Raw genomic sequence first — 23,550 nt, 5'->3', positions numbered from 1 at the left:
AAGAAATTCGATATTTAGTTTTTTGAAAGTAGTTTATTGAGTTTAACTTTTGCTGTTAATAGGCTGTTTAGCGCCGAAAAATAATCTCTTTGAGTTGTAAGGTATTGGTTTTCGGCTGTATTTAAATCCATTGCAGAAGAAACTCCTTCCTTATACTTTATCATAGTTTGATCAAAAATCCTTTTAGCCAACTCCATATTCTTCTTATTAGTTATAAAGCTTGAAAAGGCGGTTTGAAATTCGTTGAAAGTGTTCTGATACTGTAGGTTTAATCCTTCAGTTGCCTGCTGTTGTGATAATTTCATTTTTTCGAAATTAAGTCTAGCCTGCTGAACTTTCACACCACGCATTCCGCTGGAAAATATTGGAACCGAAATATTTATACCAGCAACATTTTTGGGTTGAAAATTGAAACTTGCCGATTTTAGCTGCTCATAATGCCTAAAATAACCTGCTAATGAAGGTAGGAATGTCGTTTTTTCTCTATCCCAGTTAAGTTTCTGAAGTTTCACTCCAGTTTCAAGAATCTGGTAATCCATGGTTTTTGTAACGTCAAATTTTTCTCCCATATAGGGGGTGAAAAATGATTCATCGGTATACTTATCAAGCTTATCGGTTAGGGTAATTTCGCTCTCAATTGGCAAGCCCATTTGAAATTTTAAAAGGTTTTTTGATACAACAGCTGCCCTTTCCAACGAACTTACCGCATTATCGATAGTAGATTTGATGATTCTTACTTGATCTACACCAGTTTGCTCAACAAGTCCCTGATCGCCCATTGCAACTAGATCCTTTAGGTTAGAATCGGTAATTTGTTGTGTTTCTTTTAAAATACGAACATTTTCGTCAATTACCAGTGCTAAATAGTAAGAGGTGGAGACCGATTCTTTTATATCTTCATAAGACTTTGTAAGGTTTTGCTCGGACATCTCTCGGAAAACTTTGGATGCGCGTAAACCAACAATATATTCACCACTAAAGATTAGCTGAGATACTGTTACATCCCAGGTTGTATTGTTTGCAACCCCTAAAGAAATAGGAGTAGCCGGTTTGTATGCATCAATAATATCCTGTTTGGTAAGATTTACCCCAGAAGGTAATGAACTAGGATCGAAAGCATAACCAAAGCTTAGCACAGGTACTTCAAAAACATGCTGATAAGCCACACTGCCACTTACCTGCGGCAAACCCATTGCAGTTACCTCCCAAATTTTCTTTTTAGCAACAGTTAAATCTATACCTTTTGATTTTACATCATAACCATTTTGAATAGCATATTGAACGGCCTCCTCAAGAGTAAACTGATTCTTTACAGCGGTTTCACTTTTTTCTTGCCCAAACCCTTCGTAAATTAATCCTAGAATAATAAACGTTAATAGACATTTACGTATCACCATCATACTTTAATTATTTAATGTTACTGATTCTAATTCTTTAATCTTTTTTTCTAAAACATTTATCCCTTTTTCTGTTGAAATACCACGAACATGGTAGATTAACAATTCCAAGAATAGTTTAATTGATGTAAATTCTTCAATTGTAAATATTTCGGTAAAATGAACATTCTCGGCACGAGAAAGGTGTAATTTGGCAATTACCTCTTCGTTCAGTTCCTCACGGTACAACCCTTCTTCTTTTCCCTTTCGAAGATTCAACAGTATATAATTGTACATCCTCTCCCTACGGACTTTTACTATCTTTTGAAAATGGTGTGGGTAATACTTTTTCAAATCATATTCGGTTGTAGGATTCTGATTTCTAATAATTTTATTCATAAAAAGTGAAATCTCAAATAGCTCCTCAATAGCATTAAATCCTTCTCCAAAGCACTTACAAATTGCTTCCTGTCTTTGTTCAATTTCACTCTCAATATATTTACCAACCAAATCATCCTTATCGGAAACAAACTGGTAAAGAGTTTTCTTGGAAATGCCTAATTCTCGAGCAACATCATCCATGGTAATGCTCTTGATACCGTATTTATTGTACAGTTCACCGACTTTTAATAATATCTTTTTTTGCTCTTCGTTCATGCGGCAAAACTATAATGAAAAAACTTAGGAAACAAATTTTATATAAAATGTTTCCATAGTTTATTTTAAAAAATGTTAAATGATTTATAATCAAATTTCTTGGACAGTGGAATTGAAATCAAAAATTGAATAATGCAAAATCAAATTCGGTCAACGTTATTTAGGCACGGACAATGGACAAACTAAACACCAAATACTAAACACTATCATCACCCTTTAATCGAATCCAACAATTTACTGGTTATTGAATGGAGTAATCGGATATCACTGGCATTAAGGGCTGTTATTCGTTCGTGGATTCTACCATAGATAAGCATATCGGGGGTAATATTTGCAATGGTTAAAAGCTCCTTAACCCTTTGCTGGAGCATTCTAAAACTCTCTGGGTTAATTTCTTCTTCAACACTATTATCTACCTGCTGGCTTATGGATGATAAGGTGTAGGCATAAATCATAACCGTTTGAGCAAGATTGATAGAAGGGTAGGGGGATGCAAGTGGAATTGTAGAAACCCGATTGCACAGGTTAATCTCCTCATTGCTTAAACCCGATTCCTCCCTGCCGAAAACAATTCCTATATTCGATATTGTATTCCCCTTCCCATCAAGGAACGTTACAAGTTTATCGTTTGGAATAATATCAACCTTAACCCATCGTTGCTTTGCCGAGGTGGCAATGGTAAAATCCAAATCAGCTACAGCATCTGCTAGGGTAGAAAAAACTTTGGCATTTTCAAGAATATCATTGGAGGCATGAGCAAGCATCTTTGCCTTTATACTCAGGTAATCGCATGGATTTACTAAACGTAATTCGGTAAATCCCATGGTTTTAATTGCTCGTGCAGCAGCACCAACATTTTCGGGTACAGCAGGCTCAACAAGGATAAAGGCAATATTCATAAGAAGGTACTAGAAATCAGCTATTAGATAACAGATAATATGTCATTATTGGGTTGTGTTCTATCACTATTCAAGCGTTTTCATCCCTTTAATCGTTTTGGGATCCACCTGATTCAGATCAAAGACAACAACCTCATTATCCCCATTCTTTAACCAGCAAGCAGGGCAGTATAAACGTTTTTGTGGTCCAATCTCCCAGAATCGCCCAAGGTTATGTCCATTTACCCATACAACCCCCTTTGAATAGTTAGACAAATCAAAATAGGTGTCTGCCGCATTACTCAGAGTAAAAGATCCTTTAAAAAAGATCCCGGGTTTGGAAAAATTAGCCGAAGGTTTTAATGAAGCGATAAAATCATCATTCATTGGAAATTTAAAGATTTCCCAGTTCATCAAGGTCATCCCGTTTAGGGTAACCCTATCGGTAATACCTTTACGATCGACTATATGCTGACCGAAATTAATATGTCCCATTCCTTCAACTAATATCTCAAGAATTGGATCTTTTACATCCGATTTTGGGATTCTAATGGTAGTATTCTCTTCCTTACGATCAAGCTTCCCGATATACTTCCCATTTAAAAATAGGGTAGCATAATCATGAAGATTTGTTATATCTAGTTTACCGCTTTTGTGACCAATTAGCGTTGTTTTATATATCATAAAACCCTGATTCTGATCTAGCACTTCAAATGGTTTTGGTTGTACCGATTGAACTGCTGTAGGTAAATTATCCCAGATTGATGAAAATGGTTTCATCCCTATCTCTGGAATTTCTATTGTAGAAATTGGCTTGGGTAAATCGGGAAGTTTGTTTCCATTAGCCAGATATGATCCAATTAACTTACGAAGCGCAAAATACTTGGCTGTTGGCAAACCCTGCTCGTTGATGGGGGCATTATAATCGTAACTTGTAACACTAGGTTCGTAACCCTTTCCGCCGGAATTAGCACCAGAGGTAAAACCGAAGTTTGTTCCGCCATGGATAACGTATAAATTGAAAGATTTTTTGGTGTCCATTAAGAATTTCACCTCCTTTAGCAAGGCGATTGAATCAGGTTTTGCCCACTGTTCGCCCCAATGGGTAAGTCCACCCGTATAGGTTTGGCTACTGAATACTGGAACCCCAGGGTTCATCTGATAAGCTAAATCAAAGTTTCCTTGATCCGATCCAGGATTGAGACCACCTGCACAACCCTTAATACTACCCGCTTCGAGCATATACTGGTTTGGCACATCGCTGGTAAAGAAAGGAATTGTTATCCCATTCCTTCTCCAGATATCTGATAGGGATTTTAAATATTCACGGTCGTTTCCGTAACTACCATATTCATTTTCTACCTGAAGCATTAGTATTGGCCCGCCATTATCAACCTGTAGGGGTTTAATAATTTCGGCAAGTTTGGATAAATAGTTCTCTACAGCCTTTACATAACGCATATCCATGCACCTTACCTTAATATCAGGGATCCTAAGAAGATATGCGGGAATACCCCCAAAATCCCACTCAGCACATACGTAAGGTCCCGGTCTTAGTAATACCATCATACCCTCTTCCTGTGCGATGCTAATAAATTTAGCAAGATTTCTGTTCCATGTCGAAAAGTCATAAACTCCCTCGGATATTTCTTGGTAATTCCAGAAAACACAAGCGGCAATTGTATTACATCCCATTGCTTTTGCCATCTGAATACGATGACGCCAATATTCAGCAGGAATACGTGCAGGATGCATTTCGCCACTAATAACCTGATATGGCTTGCCATCGAGCAGAAAATCGGTATTGCTAAAAGCAAATGAATGTTTTGTAGATTGCGAGTGTGATGATAAACTTACGATGCTAAGTATTAGCAAGGAAAAGACTAATTTTTTCATAGAGTATCCATTTTTTTCTAATTCGAATCTACTCAAATTTAAGGATAAATTATAATGAAATAACTACAGTTTTTGATATTATCTTGTGCTCAGAATCATCAGAAAAATTAAAATCCATTCCTCTCTCCATCTCGCTTATCATTTTTCTCTTTTCTCTTTTCTCTTTTCATTTTCCCTATGGCGTCAGCAGTTCCTCAATTTTTTCGTTTTGCAGGATAATCAAACCCAAGCGTTCATCGGATTTACCTTCACGAATTTTATAGTTAAAAACAGGTCGTCCATTATCAACAGAGGAATCGAAATACCTGAAAAAAACCGATGGTTTATCGTCTATCTTTTTTGATAGTTCCGTTAGGTGCGATGCAAGAACAAACATGCCAGAATCCCATTTCAGTAGCCCATTGATTACAAGCATCGAACCATCGAAAGCATCCTTAATATTTGTTCCTTTAAAGAGCTCATCAAAAATCATAAAAACCTTTTTCTCCTTTTGGAGTGTTTCCGCAGCTTTTCGAACCCTCATCACCTCGCTATAGAAATAGCTATAACCAATGCTAAGATTATCTGCTGTATTTAAACTGCTGAAAAGAGCATTAAATGGGGATATTTTCATTCGCTTAGCAGGTACACCCATTCCTAGCTGTGCGAGGTAAATTGCAATTCCATACGATTTCAGGAATGTTGTTTTCCCTGCCATATTAGGGCCGGTGAGGAAGAGAAAATGTTTGCCTGTTTCGAAAGATAAATCGTTGGAAATTGGTTGTTTAAGGAAAAGGTGGTAAAGCCCTTCTATCTCCAAAGCCGGGCTTTCTGTGTCAATAATTTCTGGAAAGGTAAGATTTAGCTCATTTACAGTTTTAGCCATTGATGTGTAAACATCTAGCCTATAGGCAATATCAATAAGTGTAGTTATTTTGTTCTTGTGAGTGGAACGGAACCACTGATCGATTGTTATTAAATCAATAAATCCAAGCGATTGGATATTCTCAACCTTACTAGCAATTTGAATATCCTTATCGTTTATTATCTCCTTAACTGTTGTTAAAATCTCTTGAAGAAGTGTTGGTAGCTTTTGTTGATCAAATCGGTTAACATACTTACTCATCTCAATTAAAAAGAGGAGGGTATTTTTTGTCCCTTGGATAGCCGTTTCCTTATAATCCTTATGCTTTATTCTGTAAAACAAACCCTCAATAAATCTACCTATAGAGTTTTGGCTAACAGCTGTATCGCATTTTGCGAAGTAGTAAATCTCAACCATATCCATAAGCTTCCTTGTGAAAGGAATTTGCCACTTTTCAATATCCTTACAAATTGCTTTAAGTGCATCCTGCATTGCAATAATTTCGCTTGCACCGATAAAAGGATTTTGGAATTGAATTTTAAGGTTATCTCTCCCTCCACTTGTTACAGTTCTATCCAGAAGATCAAATATATTCATGCCTGAGGTATCATCTCGAAAAATTTCCAGTTCAGTAAGTGTTTGTCTATCAACGGCAAGTTTATTTAGCTTTATCATAAAAATGGTTAATTAGAAATAAAATATACAGTAAAGATAGATTATATAGAGTATTGTAAAAGAAAAAGCTGCCTAAATATAATCTAGACAGCTTTTAACTTTAGTAAGTATTTCTTTTGAAAATAAAAAATTTAATTATACATGCTATTCTCGCATTAATATTTCACGCAAAGTCGCCAAGTTCGCCAAGAAGAAAAAACTATTAGTTTTTTCCCTTTGCGAACAAAATGTAGTTACGATTTTAACTTTACTTTTCATCTACCTTGCTTTCTTTGCGGCTTAGCGACTTTGCGTGAGATATTTTTATTTTTATTTGGAAAGCATTTCAATTGCCTTTGCAGATGCCTCCAATATTGGTTTATTCGATAACGGTTCGCCAGTAGCACCCTTCATCCAAACCTGTGGAATTAACTTACCCTGCTCATAGATACGCTGTACCTCACCCGAGAATGATTTTCCTACTAGCTGTTTTTCAAGCTGAAAATCGATAAGATGTCCAATTGGGTAAGCCGAAAGGTAAAGTGGGCTATCAACCATGTGCGAGTAAATGGCAAGGATAGTCTCGTCCTTTGTGCCAAACAAATCGGCATAGTACTTATTCCAAATATCCTTTGCAATTGATATTGTGGCCTCTTTAACCTGCGCTGCATTGGCATTTGGGTTACTGTAGAGCCATTTCCATAGGTTGATATCAACAAGCGATACTCCCATAATCTCGTAGCAATTCCATAGATTATCAAGAGCCATTAGTTGATCCTTAACAGGGCTCGATTCTTTCATACCGAGTAGCTCAAGGTCACGTTTTTGGAAAACAAACGCCAAAGCTTCTGTGAATGCAGTATTCGGAACACCATGCATCATATAGTAATCAACATCTTGAAGGGTGATGGTTTGCTCTATATTATGCCCAAACTCATGCGATGCAATATTAAAGCCCTTGTAGTCCATGCCAGTACTTTTGATACGGGCACGAAGAAGTGCAACATCACCGTTACGCATCTCTGCTCCCCAAGCATGACCGGAACCACGTGCACCTTCAATCCTAATTCTATCGGCAAAGAATTTAGCCTTCTCCTTACTCCAGCCAAGTGTGGTTAGGAAGTTAGGAATCTCATTCTGAAATGCTAGTGCACTGGTGAATTTTTTTCCAACAACCTCATCCAACTTTTCGGCAGGGATTCCGCTACGAGCCTTAAACCCATCGTACCAGATATCGAATGGTTCAAGGTTACGACCAAGCCTTTTGCTAATCAGTTTACCAAGATCACGCACCTCCTTTGAGGAGAGTAACTCGATAAAAAGTTTCTCAACATCATCAACAGGAATCTCCAGGGATGCTTCAAATTGACGTTGGATATAGGTAGGCATTGTTGGGTAATACTTATCCTGCGCTTGGAGCGATTTAAATAGGTTAATGATATGCTGATAGCGTGTATCGGGTTCAGCAATGGCAACTACTGGTTGACCGTCCTTTGTAATTACGTTTGAGTAAGGATTCCATAGGTACTGCTTGCTATTGATTACCTCCGATGGGATTGATTGGTCGATGATTCGTTTCATTACCTGATAAATCATTTTTTGACGCTCAAGTCCACCATCTTTATTGGCATATTGGGATTTCAACTCATCGCGAATTCCCCAGTGGGTGATTAATGATAGATCTTCGGGGAATAGCTTTTCGTTCTTATCGTTTACCAAATATCCAAGTTTAATATTATATTCGCTGATATACCCATCGGCATTGGAGCTGGCTACGCTGTTGCCCTGGATTAGCTCTGCTGGAACTCTTGATGTAAAAGCATCGCCCATACGAGCATACGCCCAATCCCTACGTGACCATTTGCTACTTAGCTCGGTTTTCTCCTTTAAAGAGTATTGTGGGAAGTTTAGGGCTATGATAAATGCCACTTTATTTGCTAGCAAATCTTCGGTTAGGTGCGCACTAGCATCAAAACCAGCGAATATCTCATCAATATTGGTAATTGACCCTAAATCAAGGTCAACTGGCTTGCGAAGATCCTTTTTTATCTTAATAAAACTCCCATTTAGCACCTCTAATCCATTGGATAGCTTATTGAAAAGTTGCTCAAGCTCGGTATCATTTGGAATAAACCTGTATATGCAGAATCTTTCGAATTCCGCTAGGTTTCCATCCGATTTCCGCCAAAGATCAGCAACCTGTTTTACTCCACGTTCGGCCCTAAAGGTAAAGTCCTCACCATATTTATCGATAATTTGCTGTTTAACCAACTGTATGGTTTGCTCACGAATAGGTGAACTTTCAATCTTTTGCTCTGGCTGCTTACACTGTACCATGCTTAACAGGATTGGAATTGTTAGTAGATTAATAAAGTGCTTCATATGTTATTTTTTAGTTAAAACTCTATTTTTTAAAGAATACTAATAAACTTATTTTAACGCAAAGCCCAAAGTCGTCAAGAAATGGCTTAACAAGCCATTCCCACTCTTTGGTACTTCGTGTTCTTTACTCATTTTACTCCGTGGTTAAGTTTTATTATTGATTTGTAGCATCTTGTTTTTGTGATATTTTGTGTTTTCGTGTTTTGGTGGCAAAAATTTTATAATAGCCACAAAATTACCAAGTCACCAAAATACACCAAAAAGATTACCTAATTGTTTTGCCAAATGGTGATAGCGCAACAGCCGCAAGTTTAAAATGTTGCAAAGCGAACGGAATTCCAATAATAGTGATTGCCAGTAAAAGTCCAATAACTACATGGCTTAGCGCAATCCAAATACCACCAAAGATTAGCCAGATAATGTTCATTAAAACATTCAGGCAACCGTTTGAATTCGGATTGCTTTCTATATTCGTTCCAAAAGGCCAAAGCGAAACGAATGCGAGTTTAAACACCTGTAATCCGAAAGGAATACCAATAATGGTTATACAGAGCACCAGCCCGCCAACCAAGTACTCGATGAAAATAAATATTCCACCGAATAGCAGCCAAATAATATTTCCAAGAATCTTCATTAAGCAAAAATATAAAAATAAGTCAACGTAAGTTCTTAGCAAGAAACAATATGTATATATAAATCTACTGTATCCGAAATTATTGGGAGATGCTGTGATGCAGTGAGACTGTTTTGCTGTGATGCTGTGATGTAAAATGTAAATGGTAGAAAATAATTTTAGCGAATAGAAGATTGTTGTATCTTCGGAATGGAAATTTGAACGAGGATGTGATTAAACTTTGCGTTTTCGTGTTTTGGTGGCAGAAATTTTATAATAGCCACAAAATCACCCAATAACTCAATAACCAATAACTCAATAACCCATGGAACCATTAACCACAGCTGTAATGATAAGCAGTATTGTAACTTATTTGGGCGTAAGGCTCTCGAAAGATAAATCGGTAGACGAATTTCTTTCCGATTTAACCAAGGCTGCTGTAAGTTGGATAAGACCTCTTTTTTTAAATGATGATGGAAGCGAAAAAGAGGTAATTACCCAGCTAAAAGAGAAAGCCGATAGCCCCGCTAGGCAAAAAGCAGTAGAATCGGTTTTGGAGGTAGGTTTGGAAGAAACTCCCGCAGCAAAACAGCACATTAAAGAGATTTTTGAGAAGATATCGAAAACAAAAGAGGGTGCAAAAATTATAAATAACATAACCAACAGCAAAAATGTAAACACTGGGAATGTAAATACTGGTGGTGGTAATTTTAGGCTTGGCGATAATAAATAGATAATGTGTATTCTCTTAAATTACAAAATCAAACCTTTGTACTGTCATTGCCTTGCGGCGAACTCGCAAAATGAGCTCGGTTCCTGCGAATGCAGGAATCCCATTGTTTATATATAGATTCTGGGACTTCACCCGGAACCGAGTTTACGAGTTCGGCGAAGCCAATGACACCTAAGTTTGCTTTTCGAAATAGTAATTTAAACAGATACTTATAAAACAGATTATGGAAACAATTAATTCAAAAAATATAAACGCAGGTACTATAAATGCGGGTAATGTTCAATTAGGGGATAACTACTATAAAAGCATAGAATATCTGGATATGGAAAAGAACATTTCCCGGTTAAAAGAGCTTATAGAATTAGCTAAGACTACCGAGAAAAAAATCCAATATAATCAAGAATTACAGGAAGAGGAAGATAAACTTGAGGGTTTCAAAAAAGGGGTTATTTCGCTTGCCGAAACATTCCAGAAAATAGTAATTGATACCGAAAGGTTAAAAACCGCCCAGCAGCTTTTTAACGAGGGGAAGTTTAAGGAGGCACGGGCTATACTAGATACCGAACAGATTGGAACAGAACAGGAGAAGCTACTGAAACGCAAATCGGAACTGCAAAACCAGTCCCAGCAAAACATAGAGGATTTGCATAACAATGCCAATGAATATTTGGTACTTGCAATGCTAACCGCAATTGATTTTGAGTTGGAGAATCGCTTTGAAAAAACAATAGAGTACTTCGAATTATCCCTACGCTCGGAAAGAAACGCCGAAAACCTATACTTCTTTGCTAGTTTTTTAGGAAAACACAATCAAAATAATAAATCGGAACCTCTCTATGAGGAGTTACTTTCGGTATGCCGAATCCTAGCCGAAACCAATCCCAAAACCTATTTACCAAATGTTGCAGGGATTTTAAACAATTTGGCGACTTTGAAGAGTAAAAAAAATGAATTTGGAAAAGCCGAGCAAATATTTCAGGAAGCTTTATCTTTATTCAAAACTCTTTCCAAAACCAATCCTAAAACCTTTATCCCATTTGTGGGAATGACTATAACTAATTTGGGAAATTTATACCGAACTAAAAATGAATTTGGAAAAGCACAACTAGCATATCAGGAAGCCTTAGCGATTAGGAGAACTCTGGTTGAAACAAATCCCAAAATCTATTTACCTGATTTGGCTGTTACCTTAAATAATTTGGCTGTTTTACAGCAGGATAAAAATGAATTTGGAGAAGCCGAACAATCCTATCAGGAAACCCTTTCGATATATCGAACCCTCGCCGAAACCAACCCCAAAATCTATCTACCAAATGTAGCAACTACGCTAAATAATTTAGCAAACTTTCAACAAACTAAAAAAAATGAATTTGAGAAAGCACAACAGGCATATCAAGAAGCTTTAGCTATAAGAAGAACTCTCGTAGAAACAAATCCCCATGCCTATTTACCCGATTTGGCGGATACCTTAAATTGTTTGGCTGTTTTACTGCAATCTAAAAATGAATTTGAGAAAGCCGAACAATCTTATACGGAAGCACTATCGATATTTAAAACTCTCGCCGAAACCAACCCCCAAACCTATTTACCCGATGTGGCGGGTAACCTGAATAATTTGGCAGTTTTACAGAATGATAAAAATGAATTTGGGAAAGCAGAGCAATCTTATCAGGAAGCACTATCGATAGAAAGAACCCTCGCTGAAACCAACCCTCAAACATATTTACCCATCGTGGCAGGTATTTTAAATAACTTGGCTAATTTACAACTTGCTAAAAATGAATTAGGAAAAGCAGAGCAATCTTATCTGGAAGCACTATCGATAAAAAGAACCCTCGCCGAAACCAACCCTCAAACCTATTTACCTGATGTGGCGGGTACATTAAATAATTTGGCGGCTTTACAGCGGACTAAAAATGAATTTTGGAAAGCTGAACAATCGTATCAAGAAGCCTTATCGATACTTATAACTCTCGCCAAAACCAACCCCCAAACATATTTACCCTATTTGGCTGTGACGCAAATAAATTTGGGAATTTTTTATTTGGAGTCAAAAGTGGATAGGGATTTATCAATTCAATTCATTGATGAGGCTATTGAAAACTTATTGCCTTTTGGGGAAATTCCATATATCCAGAATTACCTACAAAGCGCATTTGGTGTACTTACTAAATGGGGAATAGATGTGGAGGAATACCTAAAAGATAAGGCAGCAAGCAACCCTGAATCATAAAATTAGCTCTCGTAAAGTAGTTTCAGGCAAAGCATGCAAAGAGAAAGCGCTATAATGGCAAAGTGCTTATATTCTTTGCAAGCTTTGCGAAAAACTTGGTACTCTTTGGGTGAACCCTGAGTTGCGCAGCAATATCGCAATTTGCGATATATTTTATAATATCTATTAAATATGGTTACATAATTCTGTTATGAGCTAAACCCCAAAATTTGTATTAGTTCTTTTCCTGTCCTCCCGTTGAGGGTGTTTCAAAAGTCTAAAAACAGCTCTCTTTTCTCTCTGTGCATCTCTGTGAATTCTCCGTGATCCTCTGTGTAGCAATATTTAAAAAATTACACAGAGTTCCACAGAGATTAACACAGAGTTCCACAGAGGACTTTTTAGAGATAGCCTCTTGGAAAGTCGTTCGGGAAGGAAGAAAAGTGACTTGGCAATGTAGGAAAGTGACTTGGCAATGTAGGAAAGTCACTTTTCCATGTAGCAAAGTGACTTGGGAATGTAGGAAAGTCACTTGGGAATGTAGGAAAGTCACTTTTCCATGTAGGAAAGTGACTTTTCAATGTAGGAAAGTGACTTGGCAATGTAGCAAAGTCACTTTTCTATGTAGAAAGCAAAGCTTTGGATGTAGAAAGTAATGCTTTGAATGTAGGAAGTAAAGCTTTGGATGTAGTTTTTGGATTCAAGAATTTTTGCCTAAATTTTATTAAAGTACAAGTATCAGAGCTTATATTAGTACTTATTTTTCTTCAAATCTTTCTTATAATTCTTAAACATCTTCCCAAATTCTTTATCCTTTTTTCGTCTCTCAACAACTGTTGATTCAAAAAATGCCTTTTCTTTTTCTATTTTAAGGTAGTTTTCGTACGAAGATCTATCCATTTCACCTTTATCTACTGCTTCAATAACAGAGCAGCCTATTTCATTGGTATGCGTACAATCTTTAAATTTACAATTTTGGGAAAGTTTAATAATTAAATCAAAGGTTAATTCTAGTCCATCTGAGGTGTCGGCAATACCAACCTCTCTCATACCTGGATTATCAACTAGTATACCACCATTTTCAAGAATAATTAATTCCCTATGGCTTGTAATATGCTTCCCTCTGTTAATAGTCTGGCTTATTGCATCCGTTCGCATTACGGTTTTACCCGCAAGGTTATTTAAAAGGGAGGATTTTCCAACGCCAGAGGAACCAAGCATACAGTATGTTTTTCCTTTTTCAATACAATTCTTTATGGCTTCGTAACCATTCATTGTAATGTTACTAATTGCGATAACTGGAGTATTTTTAATTCGAGTTTTTATGCTTTCTACTATCTCCGATATCCTAGTTTCATCTATTAAATCGGTTTTGGTAAGTATAATAATAGGGCTAACCTTGGATGAATTACAAATGGTAAGGTATCTTTCAAGCCTATTGATATTATAATCCCTATCAATTGCTTGAAGTAGTAAGGCGTAATCAATATTTGTTGCTATAATTTGAACCTCACCAAACTGAGCAACTGCCTGTCTTTTAATGGTTGAGAATCTGGGAAATATTTTATGAATAATTGCAAAATCGGGATCATAAGTTGCTAATGCAACCCAATCGCCTACTGCTGGAAAATCTTCACGGCTATTAGCAGTAAAACGCATATTACCAGTTATCTCTGCCTCAAATTCACCATTTAGCGCCCTGACAATATATCGTTCTTTATGTTCTGCAATTATCCTTCCAATCTCAAAACTTTCGAGATTATTTTCAATTCTGAATTTTTCCAGATTATCATTATATCCTAAATCTTCTAATTTCATTTCTGTTTTAAAAATTTTGGGAAACCAATTGGCAGTTGTTTCTTAAATCATTTGATTTTGAAATTCATCAATAAACTGCCCAACATGAATTCCATCCATTAAGGCATGGTGAACATGTATTGAGATTGGCATTTTTTTCACATTATCAATTTCGGATATCTTTCCAAATGTGATTTTTGGACAACTATCTTTAAATGAAAAACTCCGTGCGTGCGATACTGATTTAAAGTTAATCCAAGGTATGGAGGAGTAATGAATTACATTTTCACCAGAAACAGCAGGAATAAGCCCTTTACTGTTTTGAACTTTCTCAATCTCTTTTTTTGCCTCTATATTGAACGTTTGAAAATCTTCATAATAATCTATATAGGCAAATCCAAATGTTCCATCGGGTCGATTGATTGTTGGTGAGGCATGGATTTTATCGTAAATAAAAACATTTTCGTTTTCTATTCTGTATCGGAAAGGCTCAATTTTATTTGCCGCTATCAAAGATTTATGAAGGTAGAAAAGAAAAAATGAAATACCCTCATTCTTGCATTTTGCGTATGATTTAGTACAGTCAATATCAACACAAATTCCAAAGAATGGCTCTTCAAATTGTTTAAAGAATTTGAAATGATCATGTCTTGCCCAATTTTCAATATCTAATAGAGTTTTCATAAAACTGAAATATATCTATTCTTTTGATTTACTGATTAAAAGTTATCAATCCTTAGTTAAATATTAGAATTGAAATCTGCCTTATTTTGTGGTGGTATATACGTGGTAAAAGAATTATGCAAAAATCTGCGCCAATTATTTTACCACGTATAAGTTTCGATATTATGAATATTTTTATAATGAAATGCTAATTCCAGCTCCCAAACCTACTCCACTATAAATCCTCCTATAATTATTATTATTATTCTCCTTATCTTTATATGAAGAATAATTATACCCAACACCAATATCTACAGAAACTTTATCGTTAAGAAATATTCCGAACCCACCTCCTAATTCAAATGAGAACATTCCTACAGTATTTTTATCGGAAGGACCAGTTACTGGATTATCCTTCATTACTAGATTACTAAAACCAACAGAGCCATTCAAGTATGGTTTTATATTACTTGTTCCAAAATAATATTTTAAAAACGGAGAGATTCCTAAACTTGTTGAACTATATTTATCATTATTTTTGTCTTTCTGAAATTGAAAACCAATTGGTAATTTTACACCAACAGCAAGATTATCAATAATAAAAAAACCAATTTTTGGAGAAATTCCTAAACTTATTGTATTACTGAAGCTTCCACTGCCATCATCGGATTTCCATTTTGAATTCATTGAGCTAAGATCAAAATTAGATTCACCACCTATTAAAATAGTTCCCCGAGTTGTTTGCCCATGAACTGAGAAAACAAATAGCATTAGAATAAATACACCAAAGAAAGACTTTAAATTTTTCATTTTTTTATAAGTATTATAACCCTACTCTTAAGATTTTCGGTATCCTCTCCTTACTCTTTATGGATTTTCAGGGATCTCCATCTTTAAATAATAAGAACCTATGGTTAATGCTTTTGAAACAGGTGTGTTAATTTTAATATATTTATTGATACTATTATTCATACACATATTGAGTTCCTTAAATAAGGTAATAAAGTTGAATCCGCGCATAAACAATAATTTTCTACGAAGGTTAAATATCAGAAAATAAGGTTTTGAAAACCTTAGTAGAAAATCGAACAACCAATGGAATCAACCTTATTACCTTATTTTATTAACACATAAGTTGTGAGAAACTATTAAACCTATTTCATTCAAAATTAGCACACCTGTTTGAAACTAATACTTTATCCCTAGAGTAGTAAAGTAAGCAAAAAGTGTTGAACCTTACAAATGAATCACCATTCCAATTACATTAAATATAATAATTGTAATTCTAGGTACAAGTGAAAAAACCATTTCAATTATTGGGATTGGTTTAAAATGAATGAGTTAGAAATTTATCCTAAAATCATTTAAGCCAATTGTATTCAATCAATGTTATGAATGGAAAATTAGTACTGGAACGTCCGATGTGTAGAGTAATTTTTTTGTAATAGAAGGGTTAAACATTTTATAAATCAGATTACGTTTTTGATGTGTTAGAGCAACAAGGTTTATTCTATTTTCTGATATGTAATTCTTAAAGATTTTGGTAATATCTTTTCCCTTAACAATTGAGCAGTAGACTTTAACTTTTGGGCTTATCTCGCCAAAATATTCCTTTAACTTGCTCATATTAGCCTTTTCTATTGCGCTATCGGGTTCATCAGTAACATGAAGGCAATGAATGTTAACATTGAAGGATGATGTTATACTGATTAGTTTTCTGATGGCAACAAAATCGCTTTCATCGTAATTTGTTGTGTAAAGAACATTTTTAACTTCGTCAACTCCCTTTAGCACTGCGGCCTCGGGAATTACAAGTAATGGAATTTTGGTTTCGTCAGAAACCTCTGTGGCAACACTACCAACCAGTTCAGTGCTACGATATCCTTCTCCCTTAGTTCCCATTACAATTATACCGGGTTTATATCTTAAACCCATTTCAATAATACCATAGGCAGCATAACCCTCAATAAGTGAATAACCTATTTTGATATGCCCTAAACCGAGCTCATTGGCAAAACTTTTAAGATCAACATAGAATTTTAAAAGCTTCTCTTTTGCATTTTTATGAAGGACGTTATAGCTTATATCGATATCAATCTGGATACTTGCTGCATCGGTAAAGGGAATCATATCCACCATAGGTGAATTGAATACGTGAAGGAGTTTTATTTCCGATCCATATTTTGAGGCAAGATGCACCGCAAAACGTGCAGCATTCTGCGAAGGAGTAGAGAAATCAATTGGTACAAGTATTTTTCTTGGGCTAACCAGCTTCGATGGGTGTTCCTTAGGGTGTTTTTCAGCAAGAAGTTTTAATGCTTTCTCAACCTCAGATTCCTTAATTTGAACCTGAACACCCTCCGATACCATTGGTTGAACAAGGTTAATATTATTTAAGTAGCACTCTATCCCATTTGACTTTAGATAGGTTTGCAAGATTTGAGCACTAGCATAATTTTCAGTAGCTATAACGGTCAACTTATCTTCCATGGTTGTATGAATTAATCATACGTAAGTTATGGAAAACTTAGGGTAATGTCAAATGATCTAGTTAGATTAAATCGATTTATAGAAAGAAAAAAAGCGTGAGAGTTTCTCACGCTTTTTTTATAGCTAATTGAGAAAGTTTATGCTTGTACAAAACCCATAATAGAACCCATAAAGTCTTCGATTTCATACAAAAGATCATGTAAATATTCCGAAGCTTTAACCGTTGTACCATCTAAAAACTTAAAATATGGTTCATAATCTTGGAGTTCAGCATTATATACCAATACAACGTCAGCAACTTTGGCTCCGTTAGTTTTCCATACCGAAATCTTCATAAAGTTGTTTGGGTTTTCGGTATTTGTGGTATTATCCACATCAATATCCCACTTGATAATGATATCCAAAACTCTAAGTTGTGCATTAATAGTAGCAGTATAAGTGCTTTGAGTACCGCTCATGGAAATATTAGCAGAGGTTGAATATATCACAGCACCATTTTTCTTAACTTCAAATGAAAGTGAATAATTCATTTTTGAAGTAGTGTTACTAATAGCAATATCAGCTGAGTATGATTCAGTTTGGGTAAATGCTCCAATATTGTAAACAAAAGTCACACTTCCATTTGTTAAGCCTTTTGAAGCGGTATACACCCAGGACATTACAGGATTAGATGCTTGTCCATCAATATCAACTTTAGCCTTTAGTTGGCTAATATATGCCTGTCCATTAGCAGTTTTAGTTTGATAATCGTAGTAAGTTAATGTTCCATTATTAGTTCCGCCATTGTATGAGAACTTAATAACAACTTGATCGGTTGGAGTTGGCGAAATTTTTTCCCATTCTAAAGTACTAGTGTTATAAGCCCATGTACCTACCCACTGAGGAAAATTGAAATAGATAAACTCATCGGATCCACCTTTAGCAAAAGCAGGTTTAATAGTTCTAGTCAAATCTTTTTGAATAGATTCTAGTCTTGCAGGAGCCTTCTTAGGAGCATCGAAAGGAAGTGTTAGATTGTAAATTGTTTCTTGAACTAACACACCAGTGGTAGCATCGTATTCTGCTTTAATGGTATTATAGCTTCCGTCAACAGTGGTTATTGCAGTTTGAGCCTCTTCCTTTGTAAGTGGACTTGGATCATCCTTTTTGCATGATGCAAAAATCATTAAACCTGCAATTGCAAGTAATGAAAGTAGATTTTTTGTTTTCATAGTTTATTTTTTTGTGTTTAAATGTTCCTAATTTAAAAATTTAAAACAAGATAATATAGTTAAACGTTTTTTTCAAAATAATGTTTACTTTTTTTGTTTAACATAAGCAAAATATGTTGCTGCCTTATGTACAAGGCAGTAGTGGTTTGTTGCAACAACACCGATACTCGTTTAAGCAAATGTTATGCCAAATTTTAGGTTTTTGAAAAATGAATATAAATGCAAGTTTAGAATCCTTAAAATTAGTTTCACTGAACTCACTTTGGTAGGTTGTAAATATGCACAAACGGAGATGAAAGCAAAATGACTTAATATTAAAAGGGGCTGTTCAAAAAGGAAAATTAAGATTCTGAGAATTGAATATTTGTAAAATTTCTCAAGATGTAAGAATAAAAAAGGATGTCCTTGACTTTTGGACACCCTCTTCCTTCTTAAAAACTTACTTTATTTCTGAATAATAACTTTTCTAGATTCAACTTTTGCACCATTTATTAAATTTACCATATAAGCTCCGCTAGGTAAGTGAAATAAGTTTATTTCTAATGAAGGCTTATTATTTATCTCATTACAAAAAACTAATTGGCCAAACGAATTAAATACCTTAACACTTGTATATTTATTGTTATCAAGGTTTATTGTAAACTCACCGTTGTTTGGATTTGGATAAACTTTTACTTCAGTATTATGATCTAAACTATTTTGTTTTGATAATTCAATCTGCGGTATTCTAATTACTTTGCTTGAAGTAATTGTAAATTTCTTAGCAATATAACTAACTGTATTATCCCAATTTTTAATATTTGGAATAACCCATTGAGAACTCCCTGCAACACCGGGTACGCTACCCATTTGTGAAAAAGATTTAGTTTCACCTATGCCTATTGCCTCTGTAGCTCCTATATTGAAAAAATCTACACAATTAATTAGTCCATATTGAGCAAAAAGGGCTAATTCGTCTAAATCAGTATCAAGTTTAGATTTTATTTTTATTAGACTTTCAGGTACAACTCCACTTTGAGTACCAATATTTTTTACCTTTACTGTATACGTGATATTTGTACCACTTTGAGTTCCGTCCCAAGTTATGTCTGTAACTTGAAAATATGGTTTACCAACAATTGTAATCTGTTTAGAAGCAAAATTATTTGATATTGGTTCAGCTATACTACCAGTTGCATTTGCCTTAGATACAATATAATAAGATCCCCCAATTGTAGAAGAAGGTATTGTAAGAGTTGTACTATGTGAAGTACTAGCCCCTGCTGCAAGTTCACCAATAGTGTAGGAACCCAACTCTTGATCTTGACCTGTTGATGTAGTGGAAATATAGTACTTTAGCGTTGAAGAGGGTGCATTCACACCTCCAATATTTTTTACCAAACAGGAAACATTAACTGTACTACCACCATCAACTGTTGTTTGACTTAAAGTAACATTGCTTGTTGTTAAATCAACACTAGCAATTTCAATAGCAGTAGTAGCACAATTATTAGTTGTTGATAATTCAGGTGTGTGATTATATGTCAATGGACTTACTATACACATAATATAATATGTACCATTACCGGTGGGTGTTGTTATAGTTAAACTTTTTGAAATACTTGTTCCAGCAGTCAATCCTGCGTCAACCATTTGAAAATATTCAGTAGGACCAGCTAGGACTCCTGGTTCTGTTGAAGTTGAAGAAACTAAAACTCTTACCCAAGTTTCGAACAAAGTTTTATATGTTCCAATATTATTTACTGTATATGAAATTGTAATCGATTCTCCTGGATTAACAATTGTTTTACTAGGAGTAATATTGCTAATGGTTAAATCCGCAAGAAGACCAACACAAGTTTGACAATAACTAGATTGATAAGGTACACCTTTGCCATTTACGATAAAACCTTGATAAGCTGAAATTCGATAAATATTATTAGAAATGGCTGTGTAAGTAGTTGAAGTTAAATTAGAGGAAACTTTACAAACTTTTTCCCAGTCGTTACTCGCACTTATTAATTTTTCTATATAAAAACCTGTTTCATTATTTGAATTATCAGTCCATGTAAAAGTAATTTTACCTGGAGATGATTCAACTCCTGCAAAATTAGTTGGTGCTGCAATAGTTTGACTAAAACAAGTTATACTTGTAAGTAAAAACAATAAAGTAAAAATGTAATTTTTTGACATAATTTTAAAGTTTTATTTTATCCTACTCTATTTTAGCTTTTCGGTATACGCTATTTAATGTAAATATACATTTAATAAACCTTAATTCCATATGTGCTTATATTAAGTTTAAAATGTTTAAAATAACTTCAGAAACGTTCATAATGATTACGACGGTATTCGATTTTTTTTAATTTGTTGGGATAATAAAATTGCAACTTGGCAAGAATACTGATATTCACATTAATATTAATTGAGAACGAAAAAACCCTAACCAATTTAATAATTAGGGTTTATATTGTTAAATTTTAATAGTATTAATGGCTGAAATTCTCAACAGCTTTAGGATCGTGTTTATGTTTAAAAAACAAGGCAAATAGAATTGCAACAATCAATGCATATAATGCAAAGGAAAGCCATATTCCATGCCAATCTTTTCCAGTTGCTGAAGTATAATACTTATCAATAACAAAACCACTAATTTTACTACCCAAATAAGCTCCAAAACCATTGGTCATCATCATAAATAATCCTTGCGCACTCGATCTTATTGAGGGGTCAGTTGTGGTCTCAACAAACAAAGAACCAGATATATTGAAAAAATCAAACGCCATTCCATAAACAATACATGAAACAATAATCATCCAGAACCACTCTGGTGATGGATTGCCGTAAGCAAATAGCCCAAAACGCAACACCCAAGCTATCATACTAAATAGCATTACCTTTTTAATGCCAAAACGACTTAAGAAGAATGGTATGGTAAGAATAAATAACGTTTCGGATATTTGAGAAATGGACATTATAATAGTAGAATACTTTACTACAAAGGAGTTAGCATATTCGGGTATGAGACTAAAGTCATTTAGAAATGAATCTCCATACATATTTGTTAGCTGAAGCGCACCCCCAAGAAACATTGCAAAGATGAAGAATAAAGCCATTTTAAGGTTTGCAAATAATTTGAAAGCTTTAAGTCCAAGCATTTCCAGAATGGAAGCATCTTTTGAAATAGATTTCTGTGGTGGGCACTTTGGAAGTGTAAATGAATATATTCCAAGTCCAATTGCTATAACTGCTGCTATAATAAATTGGTTGGCATTTGCTTTACTTCCCGAAAGATTTGTTATCCACATTGCAACAATAAATCCGATTGTTCCCCAAACTCTGATGGGAGGAAAGACTGTAACTATATCAAAATTATTATTTTTTAAGATGTTATATGATATTGAATTTGATAGTGATATCGTTGGCATGTAGAATATCATAGCAAGAAAGATAACGTAATATAACGTGCCAGGATCATTTACCTGTGGTACAAATAAAAGAACTACACCGTAGAGAATATGTAGAATTCCATACAATCTCTCAGCGTTTATCCATTTATCAGCAATAATACCTGTAATTGCAGGCATAAATAGCGAAGAGAGTGCAAGCGTCGAAAATATGGCTCCGAATTGTGCACCAGACCAACCTTTAGCGTTAAAGCAGTAAGTACCTATTGTTATTAACCAAGCTCCCCATACAAAGAACTGCAAGAAGCTCATTGCTGTTAATCGTAACTTAATATTCATAAAGCTTTATGTTTTATTTTTCGAATAATTGAATTTCTAGTGGGTTTAAAAGTAGTAAGAAAAATAGATTCTAAAAGAGATTGCATTTTATTTTGTGAGAAAAAGCAAAATCAGATTATAGTAGGGTATAACAGCCTATTGACTATACGATTCAAATATATTTATGTAGAATTTTGTAATAAAAACCTAATTAGGATTTAAATTAATTTTACTTCAGATTTGAAAAGACCTGATTAAGCATTCTTGAGAGTTCTTTTATCTCTATTGGGCTTAATCCTTTTAGTTCATATTGGCTAAATTGAATTGCAGTTTCTGTGGCTTTTGATTTCAACTCATTTGCTTTACGGGTTAGGGCAATTTTTGAACTTCTTTTATCGCCAACAACAGAAAGTCTTTTTACCAGCCCTTTCTCTTCCATAATATCAAGTGTTCGGGACAGGGATGCTTTATCGCGACTAACCCTTTCAGCAAGGATATTGTGAGAGAGGTTATCTTCCTCCCAAAGAACAGTTAGAATAAACCAGAAATCAGCATTAAGATCTTCACCAAAAACCTGATTGAATTCTCTATTCAATTCATTTCTGAAAGCAATGGCACAGCGGTAGAGAACAAATGCAAATGAGGTGATATCCTTTTCGTGGTTAAACATTTCTTTGTGATTTATTGATATTTACTCAAACTCCATTATCTACAAAATTAAACAAAGAATTTTATGATGTTTCAGATTGAGGTGATTAAGTCCAAAAAGTAACGGGGTTAAGAATGCACTTGGCTCACCAATGAATAATGGTTATTCTGTTTTACTTGTAGATGTCTTAGAACTCCCAGTAGAAGGCTTAAGCCAAACGCCCATTGCAAATGCCCATTTAGCAGTAAACCTAGCTCACTACGGCTAGGTTTACTATTTGATGTTTGGTTTGTTTTAGCACGGATTATGCTTTGCTAACCGAGCGTTTTTTGCGAGTTGGATGAAGTTAAATCCGCGCTAGAAGGAGAAATGTCAAAACAGTTTGTTTATAATCAATTTTAAAAACAAAAAATCTAATAACTTGAGCAAAAGAACCCTAAATTTTCAAATCCACATTTGGAAGTAATCTTAAATTTTAACCAACAGATATTTAAAAAAACTTTTTGTTGAGTTAGCAAATGATTTTTTACCTTGTTTATTCACCTAATCCTGCTCTTAATCGGGCGGCTTTGCGGGCTGCCTCTTTCATTTTTTCTTCGACTTCCATGGCTTTTACAAGAAGCCTAGTTGCACGTACACTGTCTTTTTCATAATCTGCCAGACGCATTAGCACCCTAAGTTTGCTGGCTAGACTTGCTGCTAACTCTTCCAATTCAAATATTCTTTTCCCAATCTTTAATCCGAATCTTGCAATCAGAGCAAGTAATTTAAGTAATCTACCCATAATAATT

Annotated in this window: 18 protein-coding genes; 2 read left to right on the top strand and 16 right to left on the bottom strand. The window is 34.9% G+C overall.

From position 1 onward, the window contains the following. Window positions 1–14: 14 nt before the first annotated feature. The 7 genes from HOO91_14395 to HOO91_14365 form a co-directional block, all read right to left on the bottom strand. Window positions 15–1,400 (bottom strand): TolC family protein, encoded by a 1,386-nt coding sequence (locus HOO91_14395; GenBank protein NOU18744.1) that lies wholly within the window; start codon window positions 1,398–1,400, stop codon window positions 15–17. Window positions 1,401–1,403: 3 nt separating this feature from the next. After that, entirely contained in the window at window positions 1,404–2,033 is a 630-nt protein-coding gene (locus HOO91_14390; protein ID NOU18743.1) for a TetR/AcrR family transcriptional regulator, read from the bottom strand. Between the two features lie 209 nt (window positions 2,034–2,242). Continuing rightward, entirely contained in the window at window positions 2,243–2,932 is a 690-nt protein-coding gene (locus HOO91_14385) for a tRNA/rRNA methyltransferase (protein NOU18742.1), read from the bottom strand. A 66-nt stretch (window positions 2,933–2,998) separates the two neighbouring features. Beyond that, a complete protein-coding gene (locus HOO91_14380; GenBank protein ID NOU18741.1) occupies window positions 2,999–4,807 on the bottom strand; it encodes a beta-galactosidase in 1,809 nt (602 codons plus the stop codon). A 175-nt stretch (window positions 4,808–4,982) separates the two neighbouring features. Further along, entirely contained in the window at window positions 4,983–6,326 is a 1,344-nt protein-coding gene (locus HOO91_14375; protein ID NOU18740.1) for a hypothetical protein, read from the bottom strand. 309 nt (window positions 6,327–6,635) lie between these two features. After that, a complete protein-coding gene (locus tag HOO91_14370) occupies window positions 6,636–8,687 on the bottom strand; it encodes a hypothetical protein (GenBank protein NOU18739.1) in 2,052 nt (683 codons plus the stop codon). A gap of 265 nt (window positions 8,688–8,952) precedes the next feature. After that, window positions 8,953–9,321, bottom strand: coding sequence for a YccF domain-containing protein (locus HOO91_14365; protein NOU18738.1), 369 nt, complete (start codon window positions 9,319–9,321; stop codon window positions 8,953–8,955). A 304-nt stretch (window positions 9,322–9,625) separates the two neighbouring features. Here HOO91_14365 and HOO91_14360 point away from each other — a divergent pair, with 304 nt between their 5' ends. After that, complete coding sequence (locus HOO91_14360) at window positions 9,626–10,033, top strand: hypothetical protein (GenBank protein NOU18737.1); 408 nt, start codon at window positions 9,626–9,628, stop codon at window positions 10,031–10,033. Window positions 10,034–10,256: 223 nt separating this feature from the next. Next, window positions 10,257–12,266 carry a tetratricopeptide repeat protein gene (locus HOO91_14355; protein ID NOU18736.1) on the top strand — a complete coding sequence of 670 codons (2,010 nt, stop codon included), beginning with the start codon at window positions 10,257–10,259 and terminating at the stop codon, window positions 12,264–12,266. Window positions 12,267–12,995: 729 nt separating this feature from the next. On the opposite strand, the gene rsgA is transcribed toward HOO91_14355, so the two are convergent. From rsgA to HOO91_14310, 9 genes are all read right to left on the bottom strand, one after another. Next, on the bottom strand, window positions 12,996–14,063 hold the full coding sequence (gene rsgA / locus HOO91_14350; GenBank protein ID NOU18735.1) for a ribosome small subunit-dependent GTPase A: 1,068 nt from the start codon (window positions 14,061–14,063) through the stop codon (window positions 12,996–12,998). A 42-nt stretch (window positions 14,064–14,105) separates the two neighbouring features. Further along, window positions 14,106–14,726 carry a chloramphenicol acetyltransferase gene (locus HOO91_14345; protein ID NOU18734.1) on the bottom strand — a complete coding sequence of 207 codons (621 nt, stop codon included), beginning with the start codon at window positions 14,724–14,726 and terminating at the stop codon, window positions 14,106–14,108. Window positions 14,727–14,900: 174 nt separating this feature from the next. Next, window positions 14,901–15,515, bottom strand: a complete 615-nt coding sequence (locus tag HOO91_14340) for an outer membrane beta-barrel protein (GenBank protein NOU18733.1) — start codon at window positions 15,513–15,515, stop codon at window positions 14,901–14,903. Window positions 15,516–16,094: 579 nt separating this feature from the next. Beyond that, the gene (locus HOO91_14335; protein NOU18732.1) at window positions 16,095–17,195 is read right to left on the bottom strand and encodes a universal stress protein; all 1,101 of its coding nucleotides are present in this window, start codon (window positions 17,193–17,195) and stop codon (window positions 16,095–16,097) included. Between the two features lie 137 nt (window positions 17,196–17,332). Next, a complete protein-coding gene (locus HOO91_14330; protein NOU18731.1) occupies window positions 17,333–18,406 on the bottom strand; it encodes a hypothetical protein in 1,074 nt (357 codons plus the stop codon). Window positions 18,407–18,850: 444 nt separating this feature from the next. Beyond that, window positions 18,851–20,578: a T9SS type A sorting domain-containing protein gene (locus HOO91_14325; GenBank protein ID NOU18730.1), complete on the bottom strand. Its 1,728-nt coding sequence runs from the start codon at window positions 20,576–20,578 to the stop codon at window positions 18,851–18,853. 296 nt (window positions 20,579–20,874) lie between these two features. Then, window positions 20,875–22,131: a nucleoside permease gene (locus tag HOO91_14320; protein NOU18729.1), complete on the bottom strand. Its 1,257-nt coding sequence runs from the start codon at window positions 22,129–22,131 to the stop codon at window positions 20,875–20,877. 208 nt (window positions 22,132–22,339) lie between these two features. Then, window positions 22,340–22,780, bottom strand: coding sequence for a MarR family transcriptional regulator (locus tag HOO91_14315; GenBank protein NOU18728.1), 441 nt, complete (start codon window positions 22,778–22,780; stop codon window positions 22,340–22,342). 514 nt (window positions 22,781–23,294) lie between these two features. Next, on the bottom strand, window positions 23,295–23,543 hold the full coding sequence (locus HOO91_14310) for a hypothetical protein (GenBank protein NOU18727.1): 249 nt from the start codon (window positions 23,541–23,543) through the stop codon (window positions 23,295–23,297). Between the last annotated feature and the right edge of the window lie 7 nt (window positions 23,544–23,550).

The organism is Bacteroidales bacterium, from assembly GCA_013141385.1.
Taxonomy (GTDB): domain Bacteria; phylum Bacteroidota; class Bacteroidia; order Bacteroidales; family Tenuifilaceae; genus UBA8529.
This window is presented reverse-complemented; position numbering and strand designations above follow the sequence as displayed.

Coding starts and splice junctions, on each gene's coding strand:
- HOO91_14395 (NOU18744.1), bottom strand. CDS start 1,400: ATGATGGTGATACGTAAATGTCTATTAACGTTTATTATTCTAGGATTA.
- HOO91_14390 (NOU18743.1), bottom strand. CDS start 2,033: ATGAACGAAGAGCAAAAAAAGATATTATTAAAAGTCGGTGAACTGTAC.
- HOO91_14385 (NOU18742.1), bottom strand. CDS start 2,932: ATGAATATTGCCTTTATCCTTGTTGAGCCTGCTGTACCCGAAAATGTT.
- HOO91_14380 (NOU18741.1), bottom strand. CDS start 4,807: ATGAAAAAATTAGTCTTTTCCTTGCTAATACTTAGCATCGTAAGTTTA.
- HOO91_14375 (NOU18740.1), bottom strand. CDS start 6,326: ATGATAAAGCTAAATAAACTTGCCGTTGATAGACAAACACTTACTGAA.
- HOO91_14370 (NOU18739.1), bottom strand. CDS start 8,687: ATGAAGCACTTTATTAATCTACTAACAATTCCAATCCTGTTAAGCATG.
- HOO91_14365 (NOU18738.1), bottom strand. CDS start 9,321: ATGAAGATTCTTGGAAATATTATTTGGCTGCTATTCGGTGGAATATTT.
- HOO91_14360 (NOU18737.1), top strand. CDS start 9,626: ATGGAACCATTAACCACAGCTGTAATGATAAGCAGTATTGTAACTTAT.
- HOO91_14355 (NOU18736.1), top strand. CDS start 10,257: ATGGAAACAATTAATTCAAAAAATATAAACGCAGGTACTATAAATGCG.
- rsgA (NOU18735.1), bottom strand. CDS start 14,063: ATGAAATTAGAAGATTTAGGATATAATGATAATCTGGAAAAATTCAGA.
- HOO91_14345 (NOU18734.1), bottom strand. CDS start 14,726: ATGAAAACTCTATTAGATATTGAAAATTGGGCAAGACATGATCATTTC.
- HOO91_14340 (NOU18733.1), bottom strand. CDS start 15,515: ATGAAAAATTTAAAGTCTTTCTTTGGTGTATTTATTCTAATGCTATTT.
- HOO91_14335 (NOU18732.1), bottom strand. CDS start 17,195: ATGGAAGATAAGTTGACCGTTATAGCTACTGAAAATTATGCTAGTGCT.
- HOO91_14330 (NOU18731.1), bottom strand. CDS start 18,406: ATGAAAACAAAAAATCTACTTTCATTACTTGCAATTGCAGGTTTAATG.
- HOO91_14325 (NOU18730.1), bottom strand. CDS start 20,578: ATGTCAAAAAATTACATTTTTACTTTATTGTTTTTACTTACAAGTATA.
- HOO91_14320 (NOU18729.1), bottom strand. CDS start 22,131: ATGAATATTAAGTTACGATTAACAGCAATGAGCTTCTTGCAGTTCTTT.
- HOO91_14315 (NOU18728.1), bottom strand. CDS start 22,780: ATGTTTAACCACGAAAAGGATATCACCTCATTTGCATTTGTTCTCTAC.
- HOO91_14310 (NOU18727.1), bottom strand. CDS start 23,543: ATGGGTAGATTACTTAAATTACTTGCTCTGATTGCAAGATTCGGATTA.